Genomic DNA, 21,586 nt, shown 5'->3' with positions numbered 1-21,586 from the left:
GTCTCGTACGCGCGGGGGATGCCCGCGCCGCCGCGGACCGGGACGCTGGAGGCATGGGTGAACCGATGGTCACTGCACTCGGTCATGCCGGGCTACGGATCGACGGGGAGGGGTTCCGCCTCCTCGCCGATCCGTGGTTGTCGCCCGGTGGCGCGTTCCTCGGTTCGTGGTTCCCCTTCCCTGACAACTCGCACCTGCTGGCGCCCGAACTGCTCGACGTGGATGCCGTCGTGGTGTCGCACGAGCATCTCGATCATCTGGATCTGGACCTGCTGGCCGCGCTCGCGCCGGAGATCCCGATCGTGATCCCGCGCTACCCGTCGACAATCATGCAACGCCGTCTCCGGGCGATCGGCCGGCACCGGATCGTCGTACTCGACGCCTGGCAGCGCTATCCGCTGACCGGGACCGACTGGCTGACGGTGATCCCCGAGCAGTGCCCGATGAGTCACGACTCGGCGGTGCTGGTGAAGGTGGGGGACCGGAGCGTACTGCACACCAACGACGCCCGGATCTCGCTCAGCCAAGCGCGCCGGGCCAGTACGGAGGTCGGCGGGCCGCTGGACGTGATGGGCGTACAGATGTCCGGTGCGAGCTGGCACCCGGTGCGGTACGAGTACGACGAGGTCGAACGCGAGCGGATCGCGACGATCAAACGCGTCGGCAAGTTCAAGGCGGTGACGCGGCTGGTCCGGCAGATCGAGCCGCGGTTCGTGATGCCGTACGCCGGGCCGCCGTGCTTCCTGGACGACGACCTGTTCGAGCTGAACAGCGGTCTGAGCCCGGGCGGGATCTTTCCGGACCAGGGTGAGGCGCTCGCCTGGCTGGGGGACCGCATTCCCAGCCAGGCAGCGGCGTACTTGCTGCCCGGTGACCGGATTCGGCTGGCGGACCTGTCTATTGTCCACGATCCGCATTGGGCGGGTTTCGCGTTGGACAGCGGACCGCAGGAGCGACGTCGCTACTTATCGGCGTACGCGGCGCGGCGCCGGCGGGCGATCGAGGCTGCCTGGGCGGCGAACCCTGAGCCGGGGCCTGGTCTGGCGGACCGGTTCAAGGCCCACTTCGAGTCGCTGGGTACGTTGTCGGAGTACTTCCTGGCGCGGATCGGGATGACCGTGCGGTTCGTCGTCGAGGGTCCGTACGGCGGTGTCTGGGACGCGCATATCGGGCCTGACGGCGTCGTGGTCGATGTCGACGGCGGCAGTGGGCATGCCGACTATTGCCTCACCATGGACGGCCGCTGGCTCGATGGGGTCGTCACCGGCCGGACGCGGTGGGAGGAGCTCCTGCTTTCGCTGCGCTTCACCGCGCGCCGCGATCCGGACCGCTACAACGACTACCTGGTCGGGCTGCTCAAGCACGCCGACCGCGCGGCGCTACGGGCGGTCGAGGCGTTCGAGGCCGCCCGCGATCCCGAGGATACCACCGCGGTGACGGTTGGCTCCGAGCAGGTGTACGTGAGCCGGTACTGCCCGCACGCCGGGGAGGACCTGGCCGAGACTGGTGTCGTCGTCAACGGCGTGCTGCGCTGCCTGGGCCACAACTTCGAGTTCGACCTGACGACCGGGGCGTGTCTGAACGCGCGCTGCGATCCGATCGTGGTGAAGGACGCGACCTACGCGGAAGAGGCGGTCTGAGCCGTCACCGGTTGCTGCAGATCCGCGAGACCGACGACGAACAGCGCGGTCACCAGCAGGTAGTACAGCGTCCGCCGGATCGTCGGGTGGTCGAGGTAGTCACGGTCGGCCGTCACGCGCAGCGGTACGAGTACCTCCAGGTACCAACTCTCCAGGTCGGCCCGGCCGTCGGGCGGTACTGCCGAGCGTTCGCGGTACTGCAGTTGTGCCGGACCGGTCAGGCCAGGTCGCGCGAGCAGCACCGGGCGGTACTGCTCGGGATACCTGGCGGCGAGCGCCGCGCTCTCCGGCCGTGGGCCGACAAGGGTCATCTGGCCACGGACCACGTGCCAGAGCTGGGGTAGCTCGTCGATGGCGGTCCGGCGGAGGAAGCTGCCGACGCGGGTGATCCGCGCGTCCGTGGCGGCGGTGATTTCGGGGCCGGAGGCGACCATGCGCATGGTGCGGAACTTGTAGAGGACGAACGGGCGGCCGTGCTCGCCGACGCGGGACTGCCGGAAGAGCACCGGCCGGCCGCTGGTGACCAGCAACACCGCGCCGACGGCGAGCAGGAGGGGAGTCGCCACGGCGAGCAACAACCCACCAATCACCACATCCAGCACCCGCCGCGCGAGGCCGACAGCACCACCAGGGCGAGCGGGACCTCCCGCCGCGTGCCGTCCGTGCACCCGAGTAGTTGTTGCCATGGTGGTCTCCTCTACTGGCCGGTGCCGGCGGCAACGAAGACCGTCGTGAACGCCTGGGCGGCGAGATCGCACTCGTGGCCGTAACTCGATGGGTCGGTGGGCAGCATCGACGGCGTCATGTGCGTGATCAGCTGCACGCCTTGTTGCCGCCGCTTCAGCAACTCCGTCCAAAGCGGATTGGTCTGCAGGTTCGGTCCCAGCAGACTGACGATCTGACCTTGGTACCGCTGCCGCCAGGTCCAGATGTCCACCGCATGCGCGCCCGCCGCGACCGGCACGTCGATGTACGTCGCCGCGTCGGCCGCCGCCTGGTCGGCTGACCCTTGATACCCATTGGGTACGGCAAGTGCCTTGCGCGCCTGCAGAATCGTCATCGAACCCCACCCTTGGGCGTGGACACGATTCCAGATGTCAGTCTGCGCGGTCTTCCGGTCCAGACCCCACTGCGCGTACGTGCTGTCGCTCAGCAAACCCGTGCTCAGATCGAGCCGGTCGATCAGATGCGCGCGCAAGTAACTCTCGACCGCAGCGGCGGTCGCGGCCGGGTACTTCTGCCGTACCTGATTCGCGCAACTCAGCTGGACTCCGCCGCGCCAAGGCAGGCACCCGAGCTCGGGTACGACCGCGTCCACCAGAAGCTGCTTGCCCGGAGCAACTTGTGCCAACCGCTGCCGTGCCTGGGTCAGGAAGTTGGTTGCCTGCGACATCGACCCCAGCCCGTCGCCGTACCCGATCTCGTCGGAGATCTTGAAGCCGGCGGTGCCAGGCACCTTCCCGAGCTGGCCGAGCCGGTTGATCGCCTGGTCGAAGGCAGCCGGACCTTGCAGCCACTTGGACACCAGGTCGGTCTCCCACCAGATCGCTACGCCACGCTGATGCAGCGCCGAGGCGAGGGCGACGTACCGATCGTGCACCAGACTGACCGGAACGTTGGTGTTCGTCGGAGCACTCGATGACGACGTCGGCGGTCCACTCGGACTGGTGGCCGTCGAGCTGGGATGTCGCGTCGGAGTGGACGTCGGGCTGTTGCTTGAGCAGCCGGTGACCAGCAACAGCACGGCAGCCGCGACGGCGAGCCCTCTCATGGCGTTCCCTCACTAACAGCAATAGCGGTACGGTGACGTGGCGCCGCCGAACTCAGGCGGACCAGCAGAACGATCAGCAGCGCATCGGTCGACAGGTACGCGGCCGTGGATGCGAACGCGGCGCCGAGCGCTCCGTGACTCGGAATCAGAGTCACGTCGAGCACCACCGTGATGACCAGACCGATGCCTAGGACAACGGAGTTGAGACCGGGCGTGCCGCGACCGTACAAGTAGGCGCTGGCCACTCCGGACGCACCGGCCAGCACCATCCCCGCGACCAGGACCCGCGCCGGGGTCACGGCCGGCGCGAACGAGGCGCCGTACAGCAGCCGCAGGATCGGCGACGCGAGCAGCGCGACCGGAATCGCGGCCGCGATGATGCCGAGCAGCGCCGGCCGGATCATCCGGCGCGCCACCGCGCTTGCCTGCTTCTCGTCGAGTTTGGCAAGGCGCGGATAGAACACCCAGGTCAGCGCGGTGCCGGGTAGCCGGAGCAGTTCGGCGTACTTCGACGCGACCGCGTACCCACCGAGGATCGCCGGTCCGGCGATCGCGCCGAGAATGGCGACATCGAGCCGGAGGTTCAGCAGGGTGATGAGGCCGCCGACCTGACCGCGCAGGCCGTACGACGCGACCTCGCGGCCGAGTCGGCGGTCGGGCCGTCCCCACCAGCCGCGTCCGCCACCCGCGAGGCCGAATCGCCGCCAACCGAGCCGTCGACTGACCCGGCGCCAGGCGTCGATCGCGACGACCACGTCGGCCAGGGCGAGACCGACGATGATCGCGGCGATGCCGTGCACGCCGACGACGAGCGGGAGTACGAAGCAGGGCAGGAACGCCAGTTCCTCGGCGGCGATCACCACATCGCCGCCGCGCCGGTCTTCGAGGCCCTGGAGCGCCGTCTTGCCGAGCGTCAGCAGCAACTGCGTCGCGACGGTGCCGCCCGCGGCCGCGATCAGCCACGGCGACTCGTGCGGGAAGAACACCTTGGCGAGCAGCGGCGAGGCGGCCAGCCACAGCGCCGTACCCACGAAGCCGCCGGCGAAGCCGATCGCCATCAAGGTCGGCCACAGGCGTGGAAGGTCCCGGCGGTGTTCGGCCAGGAAGTACGCCAGCGCGCCGGGCAGCCCCAGTACGCAGAGGACGCCGATCAGGCCGGGAAGCATCCGCAACAGCGCGTACTCGCCGACCGCGGCTGGGCCACCGGTTCGTGCGACCAGGACGGTCGCCAGCGTCAGCCCGAGCATCGCCAGCAAGCGCGCCGAGCAGTTCGACAGTACGGTCCGCAGCAGCTCGCCGGCGTGCGGCCGGGTCATGATTTCGCCTTGCGCTGCTGCTGAGCCTGGTCCTGCATCACCAGGACGAGCGCGGCGATGAGACCGAGCCAGGTCCACAGATGCCGGAAGTGCAGCACCTCGTAGAACCCCGCCGCGGTCGCCATCACCGGTCCGATGACCGCCAGCAGCCACGCTCTGGGTACGACTTCGGCGTACGGCTTGGGCAGCGTGCCGAACACCAGCCGCAGGCATCGTGCGAACAGCGCGATACCGAACAGGAGCAGCCCGATGCCGCCGATGACACCACGCTCGAGCAGAGTCGCCAGGTAGTCGTTGTGAGCCTCCTTCACGTACGGTGCCTGGGTCGCCTGGAGGGTGGTCTTCGTCCGGCCCGGGCCGTATCCGATGGCGTCGCCGCGCAGGAACAGTCCGGCGCCCTCCTGATCGATTGTCGCGCGCTGGCTGCTCGAATTCGCGCTGCGCCCGACCGAGTCGCGCAGGATCGGGATGCTGCCGGCGGCATGCTCCCGGACCGCGGTCAGGTCGACGCGGGGCATCACCACGCCGACGATCAGGCCGCCGAGCAGGGCGGTGACGGCGAGCGCGGAGACACCGGCGACGGCGCCGTGGTTGCGGTACCTGGTCACGGCGAAGGAGAGGACCAATCCGATCAGCAGGGTAAGCATCGCGCCGTTGGAACCGGTGAACCCGATCGCGATCAGCACCAGCAGGTACGCGATCTTGCGGACGCCGGGCGACCGCGGGTGCTTGCACGCGGCGATCACGAACAACGACATCACCAGGTAGTTCCCAGCCAGGTTGGCGTCGCCGAAGGTGTACGCGGCGCGCACGCCGTCGCGCGCGGTCACGCCGGCAATGGAGTTGATCCCGAGGACGTACGCGACCACCATCACGCCGGAGTAGATCGTCGCGGTCCGGCACCAGGCGACCGTGATCGCGCTGATCATCGCGCGGTTGTGCCGGCCGAGCGCGATCGTGACGCCCCAGGCGAACAGGAGCAGGTCCTGGACCAGGACGAGGCCGGTTCGGCCCGGTGCGACCGAGACCAGCTCCGCGACGGCGCCGCCGAGCAGCATCCCGGCGACACCGGCCGCGTACGGGAGCTTGATCGGCAGGTGCTCACGGGCGGCCCAGAGGACCGCGAGCAGGATGCTGAGCAGGATACCGGCGTCGGCGGGCGCGGTGTTCCCAGGACCGGCCGGGTTGAGGAACGGGAGCAGGCAGGTGGTGAGTCCCGCGGTGGTCGCGAGGACGTCGCCGCGGGGCAGAGCGGGCCAGCGGACGATGCCGCCCGTGCGCGCGGGGATCGTTGTCGTCATCGGGCATCAGCTCCGGACAGGTCTTCGGCCATCGGCCAGTGCGGGAGAGCAGCGAGCAGTTCGAGATGGTTCGCGGCGAACCCGTCGTCGTTCGCGGTCGCGGCGATCTCACCGAGGCCGATCAGCGCGGCGCCGTACCAGAGCCCGGACGGCAGACCGACGGCGTCGATGCCGGTCCGCAGGTACAGCCGGACCAGGTCGGGCAGCCAGCCGGCTTCGAGCAGGCCGTACTTGATCCCGGCACCGAATCCTTCCCGGCGCAGTCCGTTGTGGCCGCGGACCTGCTGGCCTGGCCGGGTGTGCCGGTCCAGGTAGAGGCAGTAGCTGAGGGCGAAGCGGACCAGGTCACGCAACGGCCAGCCCGCGCGTACACCGCTCTCCCAATCCACGACGCCGGTGATCCGGCCGTCGTTGACGAGCAAGTTGCCGAACCAGTAGTCGCCGTGCACGATCGTCTTGGCGACCCGGTGACGCTTGAGCTGCCGGTCCGCGGCGGTGAGCCGAAGGTACGCGGCCTCGAGCCGGGGATGTCCGGGCCAGCGGGCACGGAGCTGGTCGGCGACCTCGCTCGCCCAGGTGATCCGGGCCCGGTCGCCGGCGGTCGCGGCCTGGAACTGGCGCAGCCAGCCACCGGCCAGCGCGAAGTCCTCCGCCACCGGGCGCCGGCGCGACGTGTGCAGCCAGCGGTGGTAGCCGACGCTCATCGGGGCACCGCGGACGACGGTCGTGACGACCGCGGGCAGACCGTCGCTGTCGAGGGTTTCCAGGTACCGGGGGATCGTCAGCCCCAGGCCACCAAGGTCCGCCTCGCCGAGGGCGATGAGCATCCGCGTCTCGCGGGAGATGGCCGTGGCGGCCGCCGCTGTGACCGGAATCTTGATCGCGACCGGGCCGGCCGGTCCGTCGACGTACGTACCCGCCGGCGGTGTCATGATGAACGTGCGCTTGGCGTCGGGATCGCGGGACGTGGCAATCAGTACGCCGCGGCTGCCCGGGGCGAAGAGCAGGTCGTGTACGGACCGCGCGTGCGGGTGGAACGCGTTCGAAACCTCGGTCATGATCGCCTCCCGATGACGACGCGCGCCGGTGCGATCGCGCCGGTCCAGCGCCACGGCGTACGCCGGGCAATGCCGAGGGCGGCGGACGCGGGTAGCGCGGTCAGGGCGAGACCGGGCGGTACGGTCGCGACCGCGGTCCAGAAGTAGCGGATCGCCTGCTCGACGTCGTCCATGACGATCATCGGGTGCGCGAGCGTCGGCAGTACGACGAGCTCGCGCTCCACCGCGACGCCGAGCCGGCGGGCGGTCCGGCGGAGCCGGGATCGGCTCAGCGGATGCTGGTCCAGCAGTACCACCGGGCGCTCGGTGGTCAGCCCGGCCGCATCGAATGGTCCGTCGCGGAGGTCGAGCTCGATCGTTCCGGGTGGGCAGAGCTGTAGCCAAGGTGAGGTGGGTCGGTGGAGACGGCCGACCGGTTCGGCGCTGCTCATGAGGCCACCAGTTGGGTGGTGCGATGCGCGGAGTACACCTCGTCCAGGACGTCGGCGAGGCTGTTGGCGTCGTACGTGCTGCCGGCCGCGGTTTGGCCGTGGCTGGCCAGGCGGTCGGCCTTGCGTTGGTCGTCCAGCAGGTTGTCGATCGCGTCGGCCAAGAGCGCGGGTCTGCCTGGCGGTACCAGGAGGCCGGTCTCGCCGGGGATGACCAGGTCGGGTACGGAGTTGACCGCGGTTGCGACTACCGGGATGCCACAGCGCATGGCTTCGACGACGGCGCAGGGCAGCCCTTCGTACCTGCTGGCCATGGCGAAGACGTCGAACGCCGGTAGGAGTTGAGGTACGTCGGATCGCTCGCCCGCGAAGATGATGCGGTCCTGGAGACCGGTACGCCGGGCGAGCTCCTTGGCCTCGCGGTCGCCTGGGCCGGAGCCGATCCAGACGGCGGTTGCGGAGGTGTGGCGCAGTTTGGCGATGGCGGCGATGAAGTGTTCTGGGGCCTTCTGGTAGTCGATGCGGCCGACGGTGCCGACGAGCGGGGTGGACGCGTCGAGTCCGAGTTCGGCGCGGGCGGCGGCTCGGGATGCCGGCGTCCGGGGGACGGTGATCGCTTCGACCACCGGTGCGATGGTGCGCAACGTACTCGGGGTGGCCAGTCCGCGGCGGAGGGCTTCGGTTGCTACGCCGCTGCCGATGGCGAGGACGCTGTCGGTGATCCGGGCGAGGCGTTGCTCGATCGCGACGTACGCGGCCCGGCGTACCGGGTTCTGGAACTCGTGGAACGGGAAGCCGTGGTACGTGTGCACGATCCGCGGTACTCCGGCCCGATGCGCGGCGAGGCGGCCGAGCGCGCCCGCTTTCGCGCTGTGCGTGTGGACGACGTCGTACTTCCCGGAGCGGCACAGTTCCGTCAGCCGGGACAGCGCGCGGCGGTCGTCGGTGGGTGACAGTGGTGAGACGAGCGATGGTTCGATCACCACGTTCATCCCGGCGGCCGTGGCGCGGTCGGTCAATGGGCCGCCTTGCCCGGTGATGATGGTGATCCGGTAGCGGGCGGGGTCGAGTGGCAGGACACCCCGAAGCGCAACCCCACCCGCACCAGCGATGAACCGGGTCACGATCACCGCAACCTCGGCCCGCCCATCCCCAGCGGTCGGGTCGGTCCGCCTGGACATCAGCCCACCCTCCCCGTGCGTACGGCCGCCAACGGGCGCCGCAGTAGTTCTGTCAGGCCCGCACCCGGTTGCTGTGCGAGGCGGAGCTCGACGCAGGGGAGGCGGTTGGTCAGGCGGGCAGCGATCTCCTCGATCGGTGGATGGACCGGGCCGCACCCGGTCGCCGCCGACGTGATTGCCGCGATCGACCAGAACCGCCGCAACTCACCAGCGGCGTACGTACCCGCCACGATCCCGCGCGCCGCCTCCGTCGGCGTCAGCTCGCGCAACACGGGATCTGCCTGCGTCCCGCGCCGCAGCACGACCACCAACTCCGGCGGCAGCGCGCGTACGCGATGTGCCCACGCTTGTTCACGTCGACCATGCGCCGCCCGCTGCCCGTTCCCATCCAGCAAACGAAGCGGCTCGGCCACCCCGTACGCCGTGGAACCGTCGCAGACCGCAAGGTTGTCGCACGTCGCGCGCGCACCGTCGGCCAGCGCCCGCGCTACCAACGTCGACTTGCCGACTCCACCAGGCCCGGCCAGCAGCACCGCGACCCCGCCGACCTCGATCACCGACACATGCAGCGGCGCGAACCCACGCACCATCGCGAACCACAGCACCGGGTACTGCAACAGGACCTGGCTGCTCAACGCGCGATGCCGGGCCGGAAGCAGCCGAGCCGCGAGCGACTCCTGGTGCGACGGCCGCCACCGACTCGTGACGCTCAACCCGTCTTCGTTGATCGTCCACCGCTGATCGAACCCCGAACCACCCGCGCTCTCGAACACGACCTCCGAGCCGCTCAACGCCGCCGCGCCACGCGTGACAACCTCGGCTCCGTGCGTGTTGAACGGGCGGCGAGTGTCCTCGACCGACAGCACCACGTTGGGCAGATCGGCCGTCATCAGGCCCGGCCGCTCAGGTCCGCCGGCCGCGGCGACGAGGGCGCGCACGGTCCGGTTCGAACCGTGCATGGCCACTCGTTGCCCAGCCGTGTGAAGGAGCGCTGTGCTCATCGGACGATCACCGGGACCTGCTGAACCGGCGCTTGGCCGGACGCTGCACGACGCCCAGTACCGGCCAGCGGACCGCCTTGAGTACGTCGTCGAGGTCGTCGAGCCGGCGCAGCAGCACGTTTCCGCCGGACACGACGACCACTCCGGCCGTCAGCTCGTCCTCGGGCGTCACGGCCGGCAGGCCGGTGAAGCGAACATCGGCGAACCCGGACAGCGTGGCGTCGCCCAGGTCGAAGACCCCGGCAGCGTCGTCGCGGCCGGCCGGCTTCTTCGCGCGGTCCGGAGTACTCGACCGATCGGACAACGCGATCAGCAGCTTGTTCACGGTCGCCGCGTCGCTGTCGTCGGCGCCCATCATGACGACCGCGTCGACACCCTGCCGGCGGGCCGCCAGTGCCAGCGTGTTGCGCAGGTTCTCGATCGGCTCGGACGACTTACCGAGTACCGGAGCTTCGAGTAGATGAGCGAGGGCGCGGATGCTGTTGACGCGTGGCCGGAAGGTCTCCAGCAGCGTCGCGGAGGTCAGGCCGAGAACGAGGCCGAGCAGCAGCGCGAGCGCCAGTTGCGGCAGCACCGAGCTGGGCGCGGCGACGGCGTCCGGTGTAGCGCTGACCAGTACGACCTGGTCACGGGTCGCCTCGGTCGCCAGCAGAGTCGCGCGCTGGCCGGCCAGCTGGCTGATCAATTGGTCGGCGGTCTGGATGCGTACGCTCAGGTCCGAGCGGGCGGTGACGTCCGAGATGCCGCGGAGCTGCGCGACCAGCTGGTCACGGGTCGCGGTGGCGCTGTCGACCTGTCGCGCGAGACTGGCCATCGTCGCCTGGAAGGTTGCCTGGTCACCCTGGTTCATGAAGTCGGTGACGCGGGCGGCGAGCTGGCTCACGATCCGCTTCGCGGCGGCCGGGTCGTCATCGCTGACACTGAGCTCGACGATGGGGGAGTTGCCCAGCCGTTGAGCCGTCACGTTGTTCGTCGCGTAGGTCTCCACGTCCCGTGACACCTTGGCCGCCTTCAACGCGCTACTCAGCAGGCTGGGTGTGGTCGCCACCGCCAGGACACGGCTGTTCAGGCCGTCCGCCTGCGTCGCCGACGTCGGTGCCGCGGCAATGACCTGCAGCCGCAGCGAGGCGACGGTCGGGTCCGGCCGGCGTGCCGCCAGGACGGCGGCTCCGGCCACCGGGAGCAGGATGCACACCAGGATGATCCCCAGGTGGGCACGCACGATCCGGCGGAACATTTCTTCGAGCGTCATCGTCGTACCTTTCGTCCGTGCAGCGCTTTCGTCGCTTTCGTCGGTGTCATGTCAAGGGAGGACAAGCACGGTCTTGGTTGCGGAGGCCGACTGCCCGATGGTGTCCGTCACGGTCACGCGGACCGTGTAGAGGCCGATCGCGGTGTACGTGCAACTCGTGCTCGCGCTCGTCTGTGGCGGCTGGGCCGGCCCACTGCCGCAGCTGAACGTGTAGGTCGCGATCGGTGTCTTGTCGACGTCGGTCGACTTCGAGGCGTCGGCCTGGACGGCCTGCTTGAGCCTGATCGACGACTTGTTCACATTGAGTACCGCGGTCGGCGGCTGGTCGGCGAGGATCTTCACCTGAGCCGTCGCCTTGCTGGTCAGACCGCCGGTGTCAGTCACGGTCACCGCGGTGGTGTACGTCCCGGCGGTCGTGTACGTGCAAGTCGACTTCGACGTGGTCAGCACGCCGGTCGTCTGCCCATTGCCGCAGTCGAACGCGTACCCGGCGAGTGGCCGGCCGTCGGCGTCGGACGACGCCGACGCATCCAGCGCGACCGTTTGCGGTACGTACGCCTGGTTCGGCGTCGCGGTCAGTCGTGCCGTCGGTACGCCGTTGGGCTTCACCACGATCGGCGCGCTGGTCCAGGTGTCGCTCAGACCCGCGGTGTCGGTCACGGTCAGCGTCGGCGCGTACGTTCCGGCGGTGCTGTACGTACACGTCCCGGTCGCCTGCGCGATCGTCGTACCGTTGCCACAGGCAATCGAGTACGTCGCGATCGAGGCGCCGAGGCCGGCGCTGGTGGAGCCGTCGACGGTGACGGCGACCGGTGCGAAGCCCGACGTCGGCGAGACGGTCGCCCGGGCGACCGGTCCGACGTACTCGTACGCGCCCAGGTCGGCGAAGCTGACCGAACCGGTGCCGGCGTTCGTGGCGGCCGGATCGTCGACCGGTGCGTTGCCGTCCTGATCGGTGGCGATCCAGGCAGCCGGCGTCGTGTCGGCCGTGTCGATCGCGGGCGACGCGCTGGTCAGGTGCAGGTCGCGGGCGGTGAGGTTGGCGAACCGTGGGTTCGCGGACCTGCCGGTTGCTTCCTGACTGCTGGCGGTCTGGAAGGATGCGAGCGTCGAGTACCGCACCGCCGCCCACTCGAAGAGCGGTCCGCCCGACGTCTGGAAGACCAGATCGCGGTCGAGCGTCGTACCCGTCGTGGAGGGCTGGTCGACCCGGATCTCGCCGACCGTACGCGTGCTGCCGACGGCGTTGTCCATCGTGACGTTGTCGCGGGCGAGCGCGCCGGTCGAACCGCCCTCGAAGTTGATCCCCGCGGTGGCGTTGCCGACCACGGTGTTGCCGATCACCTGCGAACCCGGTGCCTGGAAGTCGTCGATCCCGTGATCGCCGTTGTCGTACGAGACGTTCCGCCGGATCACGGTCCCGGTGGCACCGGTGTACGCCTCGATCCCGGAGTCGTCGTTCGCGTACGACAGGTTGCCCGTGACAACACTCTGCTGCGAGGACGAACTGACGTCGATACCGGCGGCGATCCGCGCCGACAGCCGCTTGTTCTTGTACGCCGTGTTGCCCGAAACCGTTACCCGAGCCCCACCCTGCACGCTGACACCGTGGAAGTTGTTGTCATGTGCAACGGATGCCTGGAGCGAGCTGTCCGTGGAGTTGAAGAACCGGACGCCGATCGACTGGTTCGCCGACGCCTGGATGCCGCTGAGCGCGACATTGGCCGAGTTGTCAACGGTGACGCCCTGCGCGCCGGACTGCGCCGTGTCGATCGTGCCGAGCGACACGCGCTGCACGGTGTCGAAGTACACGCCACTGAGGTTTGTCTGCCGGACCGCGAAGCCGCTGACGTTGACGTCGGTGACCTGGCGGAGCAGGATGCCGAAGCTTCGGGCGCCCGCGCTGACGGTGTGTCCGGTGGCCGGGTTCGCGCCGCCGACGTCCACGTACAGCGTCGCTCCGGCGGTGTCGTAGAACCACGTGCCGCTGGTCGTCGTCGTACTGCTCGACGCCTGGGCCAGTGGCTGACCGTCCAGGAACACCTGCGTCGGCACGGCACCGAAGGCGTGCTTCCACGCGGTCGTCGAGGTCGCGGTCCAGCCGGCCGCGTCGGAGACGTCGTTGCTGCCGAGAATGACGGCCGACGGCGAAGTCGCCCGCAACGTGATCGGCGCGCCCGGCTGACCGCTCGCCGTGACCTGAACCTGCTCGCGGTACTGGCCCGGACCGACCAGGGCGGTATCGCCGGCCAGTAGTTTGCGAGTCGCCGCGCCGATCGAGCAGAACGGGGTGGCGGTGGTGCCGGGGCCGGTGTCGCTGCAGGCCGGGTTCGTCTGCTCGACCGAGTACGTCTGCAGCGCCCGGTTGCTGACAACCTCCTGCGCGGTGGCCGTACCGGTCAGGCCCGCCGTGTCGGTGACCGTCGTGGTGACCGTGTACGTGCCGGCGGCGGCGTACTGGTGGGTTGCCGTCGCGCCGGCCTGCGGACCGACCACGGTGCCGTCGCCGAAGTCGAAGGTGTACGACGCGATGCCGTCGACGTCCGCGTCGTTCGAGCCGCTGGCATCCGCGGTGACCGGTGTCGAGGGCGGCAGGCTCACCGCGCTCGGGTTGAGTACGACGGCCGCGTGCGGCGGGTAGTCGGTCGCGCCGGCCGTCGGCTGGAACTCCAGGGCGCCACGATCGGCGTACGTCGGCGTGCCGGCGCCGGTGTCGGGCACGATCGGATCGTCGACCGGCGGATTGCCCGCCTGGTCGGCAGCCGTGAAGCCCGCGGGCGACGCGTCGGCCGAGTCGACCGCGGCCGAGCCGCCGGTGAGCCGGAAGTCCGCGGCAGCGGCGTTCACGAACGCGGGATCGACTGACAGCCCATGACTTTCCTGACCGGTCGCGGTCGCGAAGGCGGTCAGCGTCTTGTAGATGACCCCGTTCACCTTGGTACTGGGTGCGACCACACGGTTGTACGCGATGTCGCGATCAGCGGTGAGGCCGGAGTACGACCCGGCGTCCACGTACAGGTCGTACTCGGTCGCGGTCGTGCCGTTGTCGACCAGCAGATTGTTGACAACCGTCGCGCCGGTCGAGTTGCCCTCGATCGAGATCCCGTCCCGCCGGTTCCCGTACGAGGTGTTGTTCAGGTACTGCACTCCGGTCGACGACAACGTGTCGAAGCCGTGGTCCCCGTTGCCGTACGAGATGTTGCGCGCGACGAGAGCACGGTTCGAACCGCTGTACACCTGGATGCCGCTGTCCTGGTTCTGGTACGTGACGTTGCCGATCACCAAGTTGTCCGGCGAGGTGGTATCGACGTCGATCCCGTTGGCGGTCGCGGTCGGGGAGATCGACACGTTCGCGTACGCGGTGTTGCCGGAGATGACGTTGTTGGTCGAAGTGGCCAGGCCGATACCGTGCAAACCGTTGTTGTGACTCGTCGATCCGGTCACCGTGACGCCGCTGGACGCGGACAGCTTGATCCCGGTGGACAGCGCGTTGTCGACCGCGGCGGCGCGGATCGTGATCGAGCTGCTCGGGCAGGTGTCGACGAGGACGCCGTTGGCCGCCGACTGCGACGTGGTGACGTGGTCGACGGTGATCGCCGACGACGACAGCAGCCGGACCCCGGCCAGGTTCGCGCGGTCCAGTTCGAGGTTGCTGATGACAACGTTCTGCTTGCTGCTCGTGGTCGCTCCGTACGACTGCGCGCCGGCCTCGACCTGATGCCCGTCACCGGGGTTCGCGCCGCCGACGTCCACGTACAGGACCTTCGCGGTGCTGTCGTAGAACCAGGTGCTCGCCGAGGTGGTGGTGGCCGAGGTGGCCATGGTCAGACGCTGACCGTCGACGAAGACCTGGCGCGGCGCCGACGGCGGCGCGTACGGCGTCGACCAGGCGTTGGTGCTGGTCGCGGTCCACAGCGCGGCGCCGGCCAGGGATCGGGTGCCGAGCACGATCACGCCGGGACCGTCACCGGTGACCGTGATCGGGTCGGTCGCGGTACCGGAGGCGTTCACGGTGATCTGCTCGCGATACGTCCCCGGCTCGACGTGGACGGTGTCGCCGGGGTTGACAGCCTTCTTGGTGCCTTGGCTGATGGTGCAGAACGGCGCGGCCTGAGTACCGGCGCCGGTGTCGCTGCAGGTGACCGCGTTGTTGACCCAGTAGCCGGTTCCGACGGCCGCCGCCGGGCTGCTGGTGGCGGCCAGCAGCAGGGGAGCGGCCGTGATCATGGCCGTACCGGCCGCCAGGTTGCGTAGCCGCTTGCTCATCATGCTCTCCGCTCGTCGGACCGCTTGTCAGACCGCTGTCGAACCTCAGTGCAGAACCGCGATGGGACGCATCCGTGCGACCGGCTTGACCAGGCCGTTGCGGACAAGAACGTCAAGGGCCGCGTTCACGCCGCGGTCGTCGAAATGGTGCGCGTCGGTCGGCGCGGCATCGTCGTACCGGTAGCGCCGGGTCGTCCGCTTCAGTGGGTCGTCGCCGGAGACGCCGCGCGCGACCAGGTCGGCGACGACGGTGCCGGCGCCGTGGCACGCCGAGTACAGGCTGGTGGCCGCGCGATCACCGGCGACCGCCAGATAGCTCGACGTACGGTGCGTACCGGGCAGCAGGACGGCTTGTCCGGTCTCGGCGAACGTCGTACCCGGCGTCATCATCGAGGCGGGGAACGCCCGGCAGGCGTTGTGACGGTGTACGACGCCCGTACGCGCGCCGACCGGTTCTTCGTAGATGCTGTTGTGCGGCGAGTCGACGACGAGCCGGCCGACCGCTCCACCGAAGGAGCCGGCGGCGATCCGGCGCAGCGCCGCGTAGGTGGCGGTACGGAAGGCGAAGCCGTAGTTCATCGCCGCCGCGGTCGCCAGCATCAGCCGCTGACCCTCGTCACCTTCCAACGGAAGCGGCGTGCAACCGGCGGTGAAGTAGAGACTCAGCCGGGCCTTGAGCTGGGCGAAGGACCGCGCGGACCGGAGGTGGAACCACGGTTTCAGCGCCGCGTTGACGGCCTTGACCTGCGCCGGGTAGTCCTTGCGACGGAAGAACAGCCGGCCGATCTCGCCGGTGAACACGCCGCCACCACCGTGGTACTGGATCGTCAACTGTCCTTCGGACACGCCGAGTTTCGCGGCCCGGTCCGGATCGAGAATCTCCTCGACCCGTTGCAGCTCGACGAAATGATTGGACGGCCCTACGGTTCCGAAGCGGTACCGGGCGAGCTGGAAGGCGATGCCGGGCAGTTCCGCATGCAGCCGGTCCAGGCCGCCGTACCGTTCCAGCTCGATCCGGCCGCCTTCCTCGATCCGCTCCAGATCGTCGCCCGGCGCGCCCCAGCGGTCCACGCTGAACTCGGAGCCGTCCCGGACCGCCTTGACGACCTCCTTGCGGCTCAGCTCGGCGGCGCCACGCGTCGGGTGCGGGTAGCGCTCGCGGACCGCGCGCATGAAGACGTCGACGGCCTTCGCGTCCGGTACCTCGGAATCGACCGCGATCAGCGCCATCCCGCAGTTCACCGACGAACTGGTCAGGTCCGGCCGGATCGTCCCGGCGGTCGCGACCGCGACACTCGACGGCAGCTCCATCTTCGACTTGTGGTGGAAGTCCGGCAGCACGACCGGCGGCGCGGCCAGGTCCGCGCCCTCGACCCGATGCCCGAGCGCCGACATCGTCGCCCGGTCCGCAGGGAGCAGCGTGCTGTCATCGAAGACCGTCGGGGGGTTCGTGACGGTACCGTCGAGGACGCGGACGTCCAGTGGTCGTCTGGCCGCAGTGGTCATGCTGGTCCTCGCAGTCTGCTCAGAAGTCGTCGGGATAGGGCGCGCCGGCGGACACCAGGCCGGGCGCCGGGCTGTACTCGGGTACGAGCCGGCGGAGATGCCGGAAGACCTCGTCCGGCCGGTTGTGCGCCGCGGCGTCGTACAGCTCGCGCAGTCCGGCCCGGAAGCCGGGCACCGGATGCGGCGGCCGGGTCATCGAGATCCGCGGATGGTCGGTCGGCAGGGCTTCCTCGCCGGCGCCGAACAGTTCCTCGGTCAGCTTCTCGCCGGGCCGCAGCCCGGTGTACTTGAAGTCGACGTCGCGGACGTTCAGCAGATTCGCGAAGTTGCGGACCAGATCGACGATCCGGACCGGTTCGCCCATGTCCAGGACGTACGTCGCCGAGCCGCCGGACATCCGGACCGCCTCCAGGACCAGACCGACCGCTTCCTCGATCGTCATGAAGAACCGGCTGACGTCGGGGTGCGTGACGGTGACCCGCGCGCCGCTGGCAAGTTGGTCCCGGACGACGTGCAAGAGCGATCCACGACTTCCCAGTACGTTGCCGAACCGCACCGCGGTCAGCACCGTACTGGCCGGCTGCTGCGCGTCCAGGACCAGTTCGGCCAGCCGCTTGGTTGCCCCGAGCACCGAACTGGGGTTGGCCGCCTTGTCGGTCGAGATCAGCACGAACCGTTCGACGTCGTGCGCGACCGCTGCCTCGATCAGGTTCTGGGTGCCGCGGACGTTCGACTTCACGCCTTCGCAGGGATGCCGTTCCAGCATCGGCAGGTGCTTCAGCGCCGCGGCGTGGAAGACGATCTGCGGCCGGTAGTCTCGGAACAGCTGGAAGATCCGTTCGGCGTCGCGGATGTCGGCGACGACGGTGTTCTCGGTGTCGAGCAGCGCCTCACCCCAGAGTTCGAGCTGGGTACGGTGCAGGTTCGACTCGTCGTGGTCGAGCATGACGAGCTGTTCGGGACCGAACCCGTACACCTGCCGGCACAACTCACTGCCGATCGAACCTCCGGAACCGGTGACCAGGACACGTTTGCCGGCGATCGCGGCACGGGCATTGCGGCTGACGACATGCATCTCCGGCCGTCCGATCAGCGGTCCGACCTGCAGCGCGCGCATGTCCGTACCGGCGATCTGGCGTTGCAGCGCGGACAGGAACGGCGGCAGGTGCAGGACGGTCACGCCGAGGGACGCGGCGCGGAGCCCGAGCTGCTTCACCTCGTGTGCCGGCATCGACGGGATGGCGACCACCACCACGTCCACGTCGTTGCGTTCGAGCACCTGCTCGAGGTCGGCCAGCGTGCCCAGTACCGGCCGGCCGCCGTACCGGCGGCGCTGCTTGCTCGCGTCGTCATCCAGGAACCCGACCGGCTCCAGGCCGAACGAGGTGACCCGGTGCAGGTCGCGGGCCAGCGCGATGCCGGCCTCACCGGCCCCGACGACGATGGTCCGCAGTGGGCTGTTCCCGCTGTCGTGTAGCAGCACAGGCTGACTCATTCCGTTCCCTTCCCGTCCTTGCATGTGGTGCGGTCGGCGAGGTTCTGCTGGGCGATGTCGGCGAGCGCCGCGCACACGGCGTCGACTTGTTCGTCGGTCAGCCGTGGATAGATCGGCAGGGACAACAGCCGGTCGAACAACGTGTCGGCTCCGGCCAGCCCGATCGACGGAATCACCGCGGTCTGGCTGAAGTACGCCAGCCGGTGGACCGGGATGAAGTGCACCGAGGTTCCGATCGCGCGCTCGGACAGCGCGGCGATCACCGCGTCCCGGTCGATGCCGGCGAAGCGCAGCTGGATCGGATACAGGTGCCAGGCGTGTTTGCCGTCGCGCAGCGCCGGCCGGTGCGGCAGGGTGATCCCCGGAATACCGGCCAGCTGCTCGTCGTACCGGGCGGCGATCTGGGCGCGCCGGCGCTGCCAGCGGGGGAGGTACGCGAGCTGCGCCCGTCCCATCGCCGCCTGGATGTCGGTCAGGTTGGCCTTGAGCCCGGGAGCGGCGACGTTGTAGCGCCAGCTGCCGCCGGGCAGGTACCGGCGCCAGGCGTCGGCGGTCATGCCGTGCAACCTTGCCCTGCGCAACCATTCCGCCCGGACCGGGTCGTCGGTGGTGATCATCCCGCCCTCACCGAGCGGCAGGTTCTTGGTGGCGTAGAAACTGAAACACGTCGCGGCGCAACCGGACCCGATCGGCCGGTCCCCGGCGTACGTCCCGACCGCGTGCGCCGCGTCCACGACGACGCGGTCGAGCGGCAGCCCGGCGGCCTCGGCGAGCGCGGGTACGTCGGCGACGTCGCCGGCCCAGTGCACGACGGTCAGCGCCGCCGGCGGGCCGAACTCGCGGACCGCGGTACGGATCGTGGCCGGCGTCGGCATCCCGGTCTTCGGATCGACATCGACCAGTACTGGCAGCTGGCCGGCGTGCACGATTGCCTGGACCGCGCCGCAGAACGTCATCGTCGAACTCAGCACGAGCGAACCCGGCGGCAGGTCGAGCGACCGCAGCGCCAGCTCGATCCCGTGCGTGCACGACGAGACCCCGACGCCGTACTCGGCGCCGACCACGGTCGCGAACGATGCTTCGAAAGCCGCGACCTCGCGTCCGGTGGTCACCCAGCCGGACCGCAGTACGCGCAGCGCGGCGGCCTGTGCTTCCTCGGTGATGTGACAGTCCGCGAAAGGTACGGCGATGTCGTCCGTACCGATGGAACGCGGCACGGCATTGATTCCGGTAGTCATCCGGTGTGCCCCCCCTCAGAGCCCCCTGATGTCCATCGACGTTACGGCGGGTAACCGAAACCCGCGCCCGACGACGGGACGAGAACGTCTACGTCAAGCGGATGAGTCAGGGGCCGGCGCAATTACGGACGCTTCGGTCTGATCGATCCCGGTCACACCGTGTGACCGCGCGTAGGCCACCAGTGCCAGCGCCGAGTGCTGCTCGGTGCGGCGCAGCAAGCTCTGGATGTGCGTCCGCACGGTGTTCGTGGACACGAACAGATGCTCGGCGACCTCGGCCCGGTTCATCCCGGACACCAGGCAGCGCAGTACGTCGAGCTCGCGCGGCGTCAGCTGATCGACGAACCCGGCTGCGGCGCGTTGATGGTGCAGTTCGTTCAGCAGATGGCCTAGTACCGGCTGCAGCGTCGCGGGCGCCAGGTACAGGTGCCCGTCCATGACCTGCCAGAGCGCCGCGACCAGAGCGCTCAGCCGCGTGGTCTTGGTCAGCCAGCCGCGGGCGCCGGCTTCCAGCGCGTGCACGATCAGCCGTGGTTCGGCGCTGCCGGACAGCACGATCGCCGCCGGTGCGTCCGGAGTCGCGGCGAGCTCGGTCAGCAGGTCGTACCCGGACTCGCCGGCGAGCGCGAGATCGACCAGGACGAGATCCGGCGGATCGGAGCCGATCAGCGTACGAGCGGCGCCGAGCGTCGCGGCGGTACTGACCCGTCGGATCCCCGGCTCCGCGGCGAGCAAGGCGGCCAGTGCTTCGGCGAACACCCGGTGGTCATCGACCAGCAGAATGGTGACGCCGTCGGGCTCGGTCACGGGTGCCCGCCGGTGAGCAGATCCCGGACCTCACCGAGCCCGGCGGCGGCTGCCGCGCCGGCGATCTTGCCACGGCCATGCACCCCGAGCTTGCGCAGCACCTGCTGCACGTGCGTCCGTACCGTGTGTCTGCTGACGCCGAGTTCGTTCGCCATCTCCTCGGTGGACAGACCGCGGACGACCAGACGCAGTACCTCCAGCTCCCTGGTCGTCAGCAGGTCCGCTGCCTGGGTGCGCCGCCGATCCTGGGTTGGCCGGCCCTCCGCGATCCGGTTGCCGTGTGCAACGGATTGGACGACCCAGGAGACAGTGCGCAGGTCGCACGCTTTGCTCACGATGCCGTCGGCCAGCCCACGGTCGTACGCGTCCCAGGCCGCTTCGTCGTGCGCGTCGGCCAGCAGGACGACGAAGGGCCTGGAACCACGGCCGAACAGGGACTCGACGGCGGCCGGCGGCGCGTCCAGTACGCAGACGTCGACGTCGAGCCGTCCGGCCATACCGGGCAACTGGCGTGGATCGTCGGTGGCGATGACGACCTCGTGGCCCTGCCCGTCGAACGCCGCCGCGAGCACCGAGGCGAACAGCCATTGCTCGGCGCAGATCGCGACCCTCATGCCGGTCGTACCGCGCGGCAACCGGCTGACACGTGCAGCCGGACCGTCGTACCAGTGGCCGATGCGGTACTGATCTCGAGCCGGCCGTCGCAGGCCCGCGCCGCGGCGGCGACGACCCGCAGGCCGTGCCCGGTGCCGGACACGACCGCGCCGAACCCCGGCCCGTCGTCGGACACCTCGATCCACGCCTCGCTGTCGGTCGCGGCGACCCGGATCCGGACGTGTCCCGAGCTGCCCGCCGCGCGGCAGGCATTGTCGAGCAGGTTCCCGATCGCGCGCCGCAGCAGCGCCTTGTCACCGGCGACGACGACCCGGCCGGTCCGTTCGAACACGACCGGAACCCGGTATGTCACCCGGACCACTTCCGCGCACTCACCCGCGAGCTGGGTCAGGTTGACGCCGCCGATCCGCGGCGCGGGGCCGGGCTCGACCTCGAGCAGTTCGGCGATCGCGGCGAACTGCTGATGGATCAATCCCAGCCGATCCGGCCCGTCGTCAGCAGCAGGTTCCGACAGCAGCAGCCCCGCGGCCACGTACTGCCGCAAGTCGTGGCACAACCGCACCAGCTGCCCCGATTGTTGTTCTGTCCCGCCGAACTCGTCGGTTGTGGCAGGTACCTCCGCAGCACTCATCGATGTCCCCCCTCAGGGGACCAGTAGAGGCCGCGAGCCGGTGGCAGAGGCAGGGTTTCGGGGCAGACGTCATGATTCGG

The 21,586-nt window shown here is 69.6% G+C and carries 17 protein-coding genes; 1 reads left to right on the top strand and 16 read right to left on the bottom strand.

The features are described from left to right. The first annotated feature begins 53 nt into the window (after positions 1–53). The gene (locus HDA44_RS08515) at positions 54–1,640 is read left to right on the top strand and encodes an MBL fold metallo-hydrolase (RefSeq protein WP_184832743.1); all 1,587 of its coding nucleotides are present in this window, start codon (positions 54–56) and stop codon (positions 1,638–1,640) included. On the opposite strand, the gene HDA44_RS08510 is transcribed toward HDA44_RS08515, so the two are convergent. From HDA44_RS08510 to HDA44_RS08435, 16 genes are all read right to left on the bottom strand, one after another. Then, positions 1,619–2,326: a sugar transferase gene (locus HDA44_RS08510; protein WP_184832741.1), complete on the bottom strand. Its 708-nt coding sequence runs from the start codon at positions 2,324–2,326 to the stop codon at positions 1,619–1,621. The two genes, HDA44_RS08515 and HDA44_RS08510, sit on opposite strands and share 22 nt — an antisense overlap. 11 nt (positions 2,327–2,337) lie before the next feature. Continuing rightward, the gene (locus HDA44_RS08505; RefSeq protein WP_184832739.1) at positions 2,338–3,411 is read right to left on the bottom strand and encodes a hypothetical protein; all 1,074 of its coding nucleotides are present in this window, start codon (positions 3,409–3,411) and stop codon (positions 2,338–2,340) included. Then, on the bottom strand, positions 3,408–4,727 hold the full coding sequence (locus tag HDA44_RS08500) for an oligosaccharide flippase family protein (protein ID WP_184832737.1): 1,320 nt from the start codon (positions 4,725–4,727) through the stop codon (positions 3,408–3,410). The genes HDA44_RS08505 and HDA44_RS08500 overlap by 4 nt, the downstream gene beginning before the upstream one ends. Next, positions 4,724–6,028 (bottom strand): O-antigen ligase family protein, encoded by a 1,305-nt coding sequence (locus HDA44_RS08495; RefSeq protein ID WP_184832735.1) that lies wholly within the window; start codon positions 6,026–6,028, stop codon positions 4,724–4,726. Before HDA44_RS08495 ends, HDA44_RS08500 begins: the two co-directional genes overlap by 4 nt. After that, positions 6,025–7,086, bottom strand: coding sequence for an aminoglycoside phosphotransferase family protein (locus HDA44_RS08490; RefSeq protein WP_184832733.1), 1,062 nt, complete (start codon positions 7,084–7,086; stop codon positions 6,025–6,027). Before HDA44_RS08490 ends, HDA44_RS08495 begins: the two co-directional genes overlap by 4 nt. After that, entirely contained in the window at positions 7,083–7,517 is a 435-nt protein-coding gene (locus HDA44_RS08485) for a hypothetical protein (protein WP_184832731.1), read from the bottom strand. Before HDA44_RS08485 ends, HDA44_RS08490 begins: the two co-directional genes overlap by 4 nt. Continuing rightward, entirely contained in the window at positions 7,514–8,695 is a 1,182-nt protein-coding gene (locus tag HDA44_RS08480; RefSeq protein WP_184832729.1) for a glycosyltransferase, read from the bottom strand. Before HDA44_RS08480 ends, HDA44_RS08485 begins: the two co-directional genes overlap by 4 nt. Then, positions 8,695–9,654, bottom strand: a complete 960-nt coding sequence (locus HDA44_RS08475; protein ID WP_184832727.1) for a hypothetical protein — start codon at positions 9,652–9,654, stop codon at positions 8,695–8,697. The genes HDA44_RS08480 and HDA44_RS08475 overlap by 1 nt, the downstream gene beginning before the upstream one ends. Before the next feature lie 49 nt (positions 9,655–9,703). Further along, on the bottom strand, positions 9,704–10,948 hold the full coding sequence (locus HDA44_RS08470; protein ID WP_184832724.1) for a GumC domain-containing protein: 1,245 nt from the start codon (positions 10,946–10,948) through the stop codon (positions 9,704–9,706). 51 nt (positions 10,949–10,999) lie between these two features. Continuing rightward, positions 11,000–15,214 (bottom strand): right-handed parallel beta-helix repeat-containing protein, encoded by a 4,215-nt coding sequence (locus HDA44_RS08465; protein ID WP_184832722.1) that lies wholly within the window; start codon positions 15,212–15,214, stop codon positions 11,000–11,002. A 45-nt stretch (positions 15,215–15,259) separates the two neighbouring features. Further along, on the bottom strand, positions 15,260–16,720 hold the full coding sequence (locus HDA44_RS08460) for an RtcB family protein (protein WP_184832720.1): 1,461 nt from the start codon (positions 16,718–16,720) through the stop codon (positions 15,260–15,262). Between the two features lie 19 nt (positions 16,721–16,739). Beyond that, a complete protein-coding gene (locus tag HDA44_RS08455; RefSeq protein ID WP_184832718.1) occupies positions 16,740–18,215 on the bottom strand; it encodes a polysaccharide biosynthesis protein in 1,476 nt (491 codons plus the stop codon). Next, on the bottom strand, positions 18,212–19,453 hold the full coding sequence (locus HDA44_RS08450) for a DegT/DnrJ/EryC1/StrS family aminotransferase (protein WP_184832716.1): 1,242 nt from the start codon (positions 19,451–19,453) through the stop codon (positions 18,212–18,214). The genes HDA44_RS08455 and HDA44_RS08450 overlap by 4 nt, the downstream gene beginning before the upstream one ends. Positions 19,454–19,546: 93 nt before the next feature. Further along, on the bottom strand, positions 19,547–20,260 hold the full coding sequence (locus HDA44_RS08445; protein ID WP_184832714.1) for a response regulator: 714 nt from the start codon (positions 20,258–20,260) through the stop codon (positions 19,547–19,549). Then, the gene (locus tag HDA44_RS08440; protein WP_184832712.1) at positions 20,257–20,874 is read right to left on the bottom strand and encodes a helix-turn-helix transcriptional regulator; all 618 of its coding nucleotides are present in this window, start codon (positions 20,872–20,874) and stop codon (positions 20,257–20,259) included. Before HDA44_RS08440 ends, HDA44_RS08445 begins: the two co-directional genes overlap by 4 nt. Continuing rightward, entirely contained in the window at positions 20,871–21,506 is a 636-nt protein-coding gene (locus HDA44_RS08435) for a sensor histidine kinase (RefSeq protein ID WP_184832710.1), read from the bottom strand. Before HDA44_RS08435 ends, HDA44_RS08440 begins: the two co-directional genes overlap by 4 nt. Between the last annotated feature and the right edge of the window lie 80 nt (positions 21,507–21,586).

Origin of the sequence: Kribbella solani (assembly GCF_014205295.1) — a bacterium.
Lineage (GTDB): Bacteria > Actinomycetota > Actinomycetes > Propionibacteriales > Kribbellaceae > Kribbella > Kribbella solani.
This window is presented reverse-complemented; position numbering and strand designations above follow the sequence as displayed.

What these genes read in the sequence shown, in the direction of transcription:
- HDA44_RS08490 (WP_184832733.1), bottom strand. Translation starts at nt 7,086, where the DNA reads ATGACCGAGGTTTCGAACGCGTTCCACCCGCACGCGCGGTCCGTACAC.
- HDA44_RS08510 (WP_184832741.1), bottom strand. Translation starts at nt 2,326, where the DNA reads ATGGCAACAACTACTCGGGTGCACGGACGGCACGCGGCGGGAGGTCCC.
- HDA44_RS08505 (WP_184832739.1), bottom strand. Translation starts at nt 3,411, where the DNA reads ATGAGAGGGCTCGCCGTCGCGGCTGCCGTGCTGTTGCTGGTCACCGGC.
- HDA44_RS08435 (WP_184832710.1), bottom strand. Translation starts at nt 21,506, where the DNA reads ATGAGTGCTGCGGAGGTACCTGCCACAACCGACGAGTTCGGCGGGACA.
- HDA44_RS08465 (WP_184832722.1), bottom strand. Translation starts at nt 15,214, where the DNA reads ATGAGCAAGCGGCTACGCAACCTGGCGGCCGGTACGGCCATGATCACG.
- HDA44_RS08440 (WP_184832712.1), bottom strand. Translation starts at nt 20,874, where the DNA reads ATGAGGGTCGCGATCTGCGCCGAGCAATGGCTGTTCGCCTCGGTGCTC.
- HDA44_RS08460 (WP_184832720.1), bottom strand. Translation starts at nt 16,720, where the DNA reads ATGACCACTGCGGCCAGACGACCACTGGACGTCCGCGTCCTCGACGGT.
- HDA44_RS08455 (WP_184832718.1), bottom strand. Translation starts at nt 18,215, where the DNA reads ATGAGTCAGCCTGTGCTGCTACACGACAGCGGGAACAGCCCACTGCGG.
- HDA44_RS08515 (WP_184832743.1), top strand. Translation starts at nt 54, where the DNA reads ATGGGTGAACCGATGGTCACTGCACTCGGTCATGCCGGGCTACGGATC.
- HDA44_RS08480 (WP_184832729.1), bottom strand. Translation starts at nt 8,695, where the DNA reads ATGTCCAGGCGGACCGACCCGACCGCTGGGGATGGGCGGGCCGAGGTT.
- HDA44_RS08495 (WP_184832735.1), bottom strand. Translation starts at nt 6,028, where the DNA reads ATGACGACAACGATCCCCGCGCGCACGGGCGGCATCGTCCGCTGGCCC.
- HDA44_RS08475 (WP_184832727.1), bottom strand. Translation starts at nt 9,654, where the DNA reads ATGCACGGTTCGAACCGGACCGTGCGCGCCCTCGTCGCCGCGGCCGGC.
- HDA44_RS08500 (WP_184832737.1), bottom strand. Translation starts at nt 4,727, where the DNA reads ATGACCCGGCCGCACGCCGGCGAGCTGCTGCGGACCGTACTGTCGAAC.
- HDA44_RS08470 (WP_184832724.1), bottom strand. Translation starts at nt 10,948, where the DNA reads ATGACGCTCGAAGAAATGTTCCGCCGGATCGTGCGTGCCCACCTGGGG.
- HDA44_RS08450 (WP_184832716.1), bottom strand. Translation starts at nt 19,453, where the DNA reads ATGACTACCGGAATCAATGCCGTGCCGCGTTCCATCGGTACGGACGAC.
- HDA44_RS08485 (WP_184832731.1), bottom strand. Translation starts at nt 7,517, where the DNA reads ATGAGCAGCGCCGAACCGGTCGGCCGTCTCCACCGACCCACCTCACCT.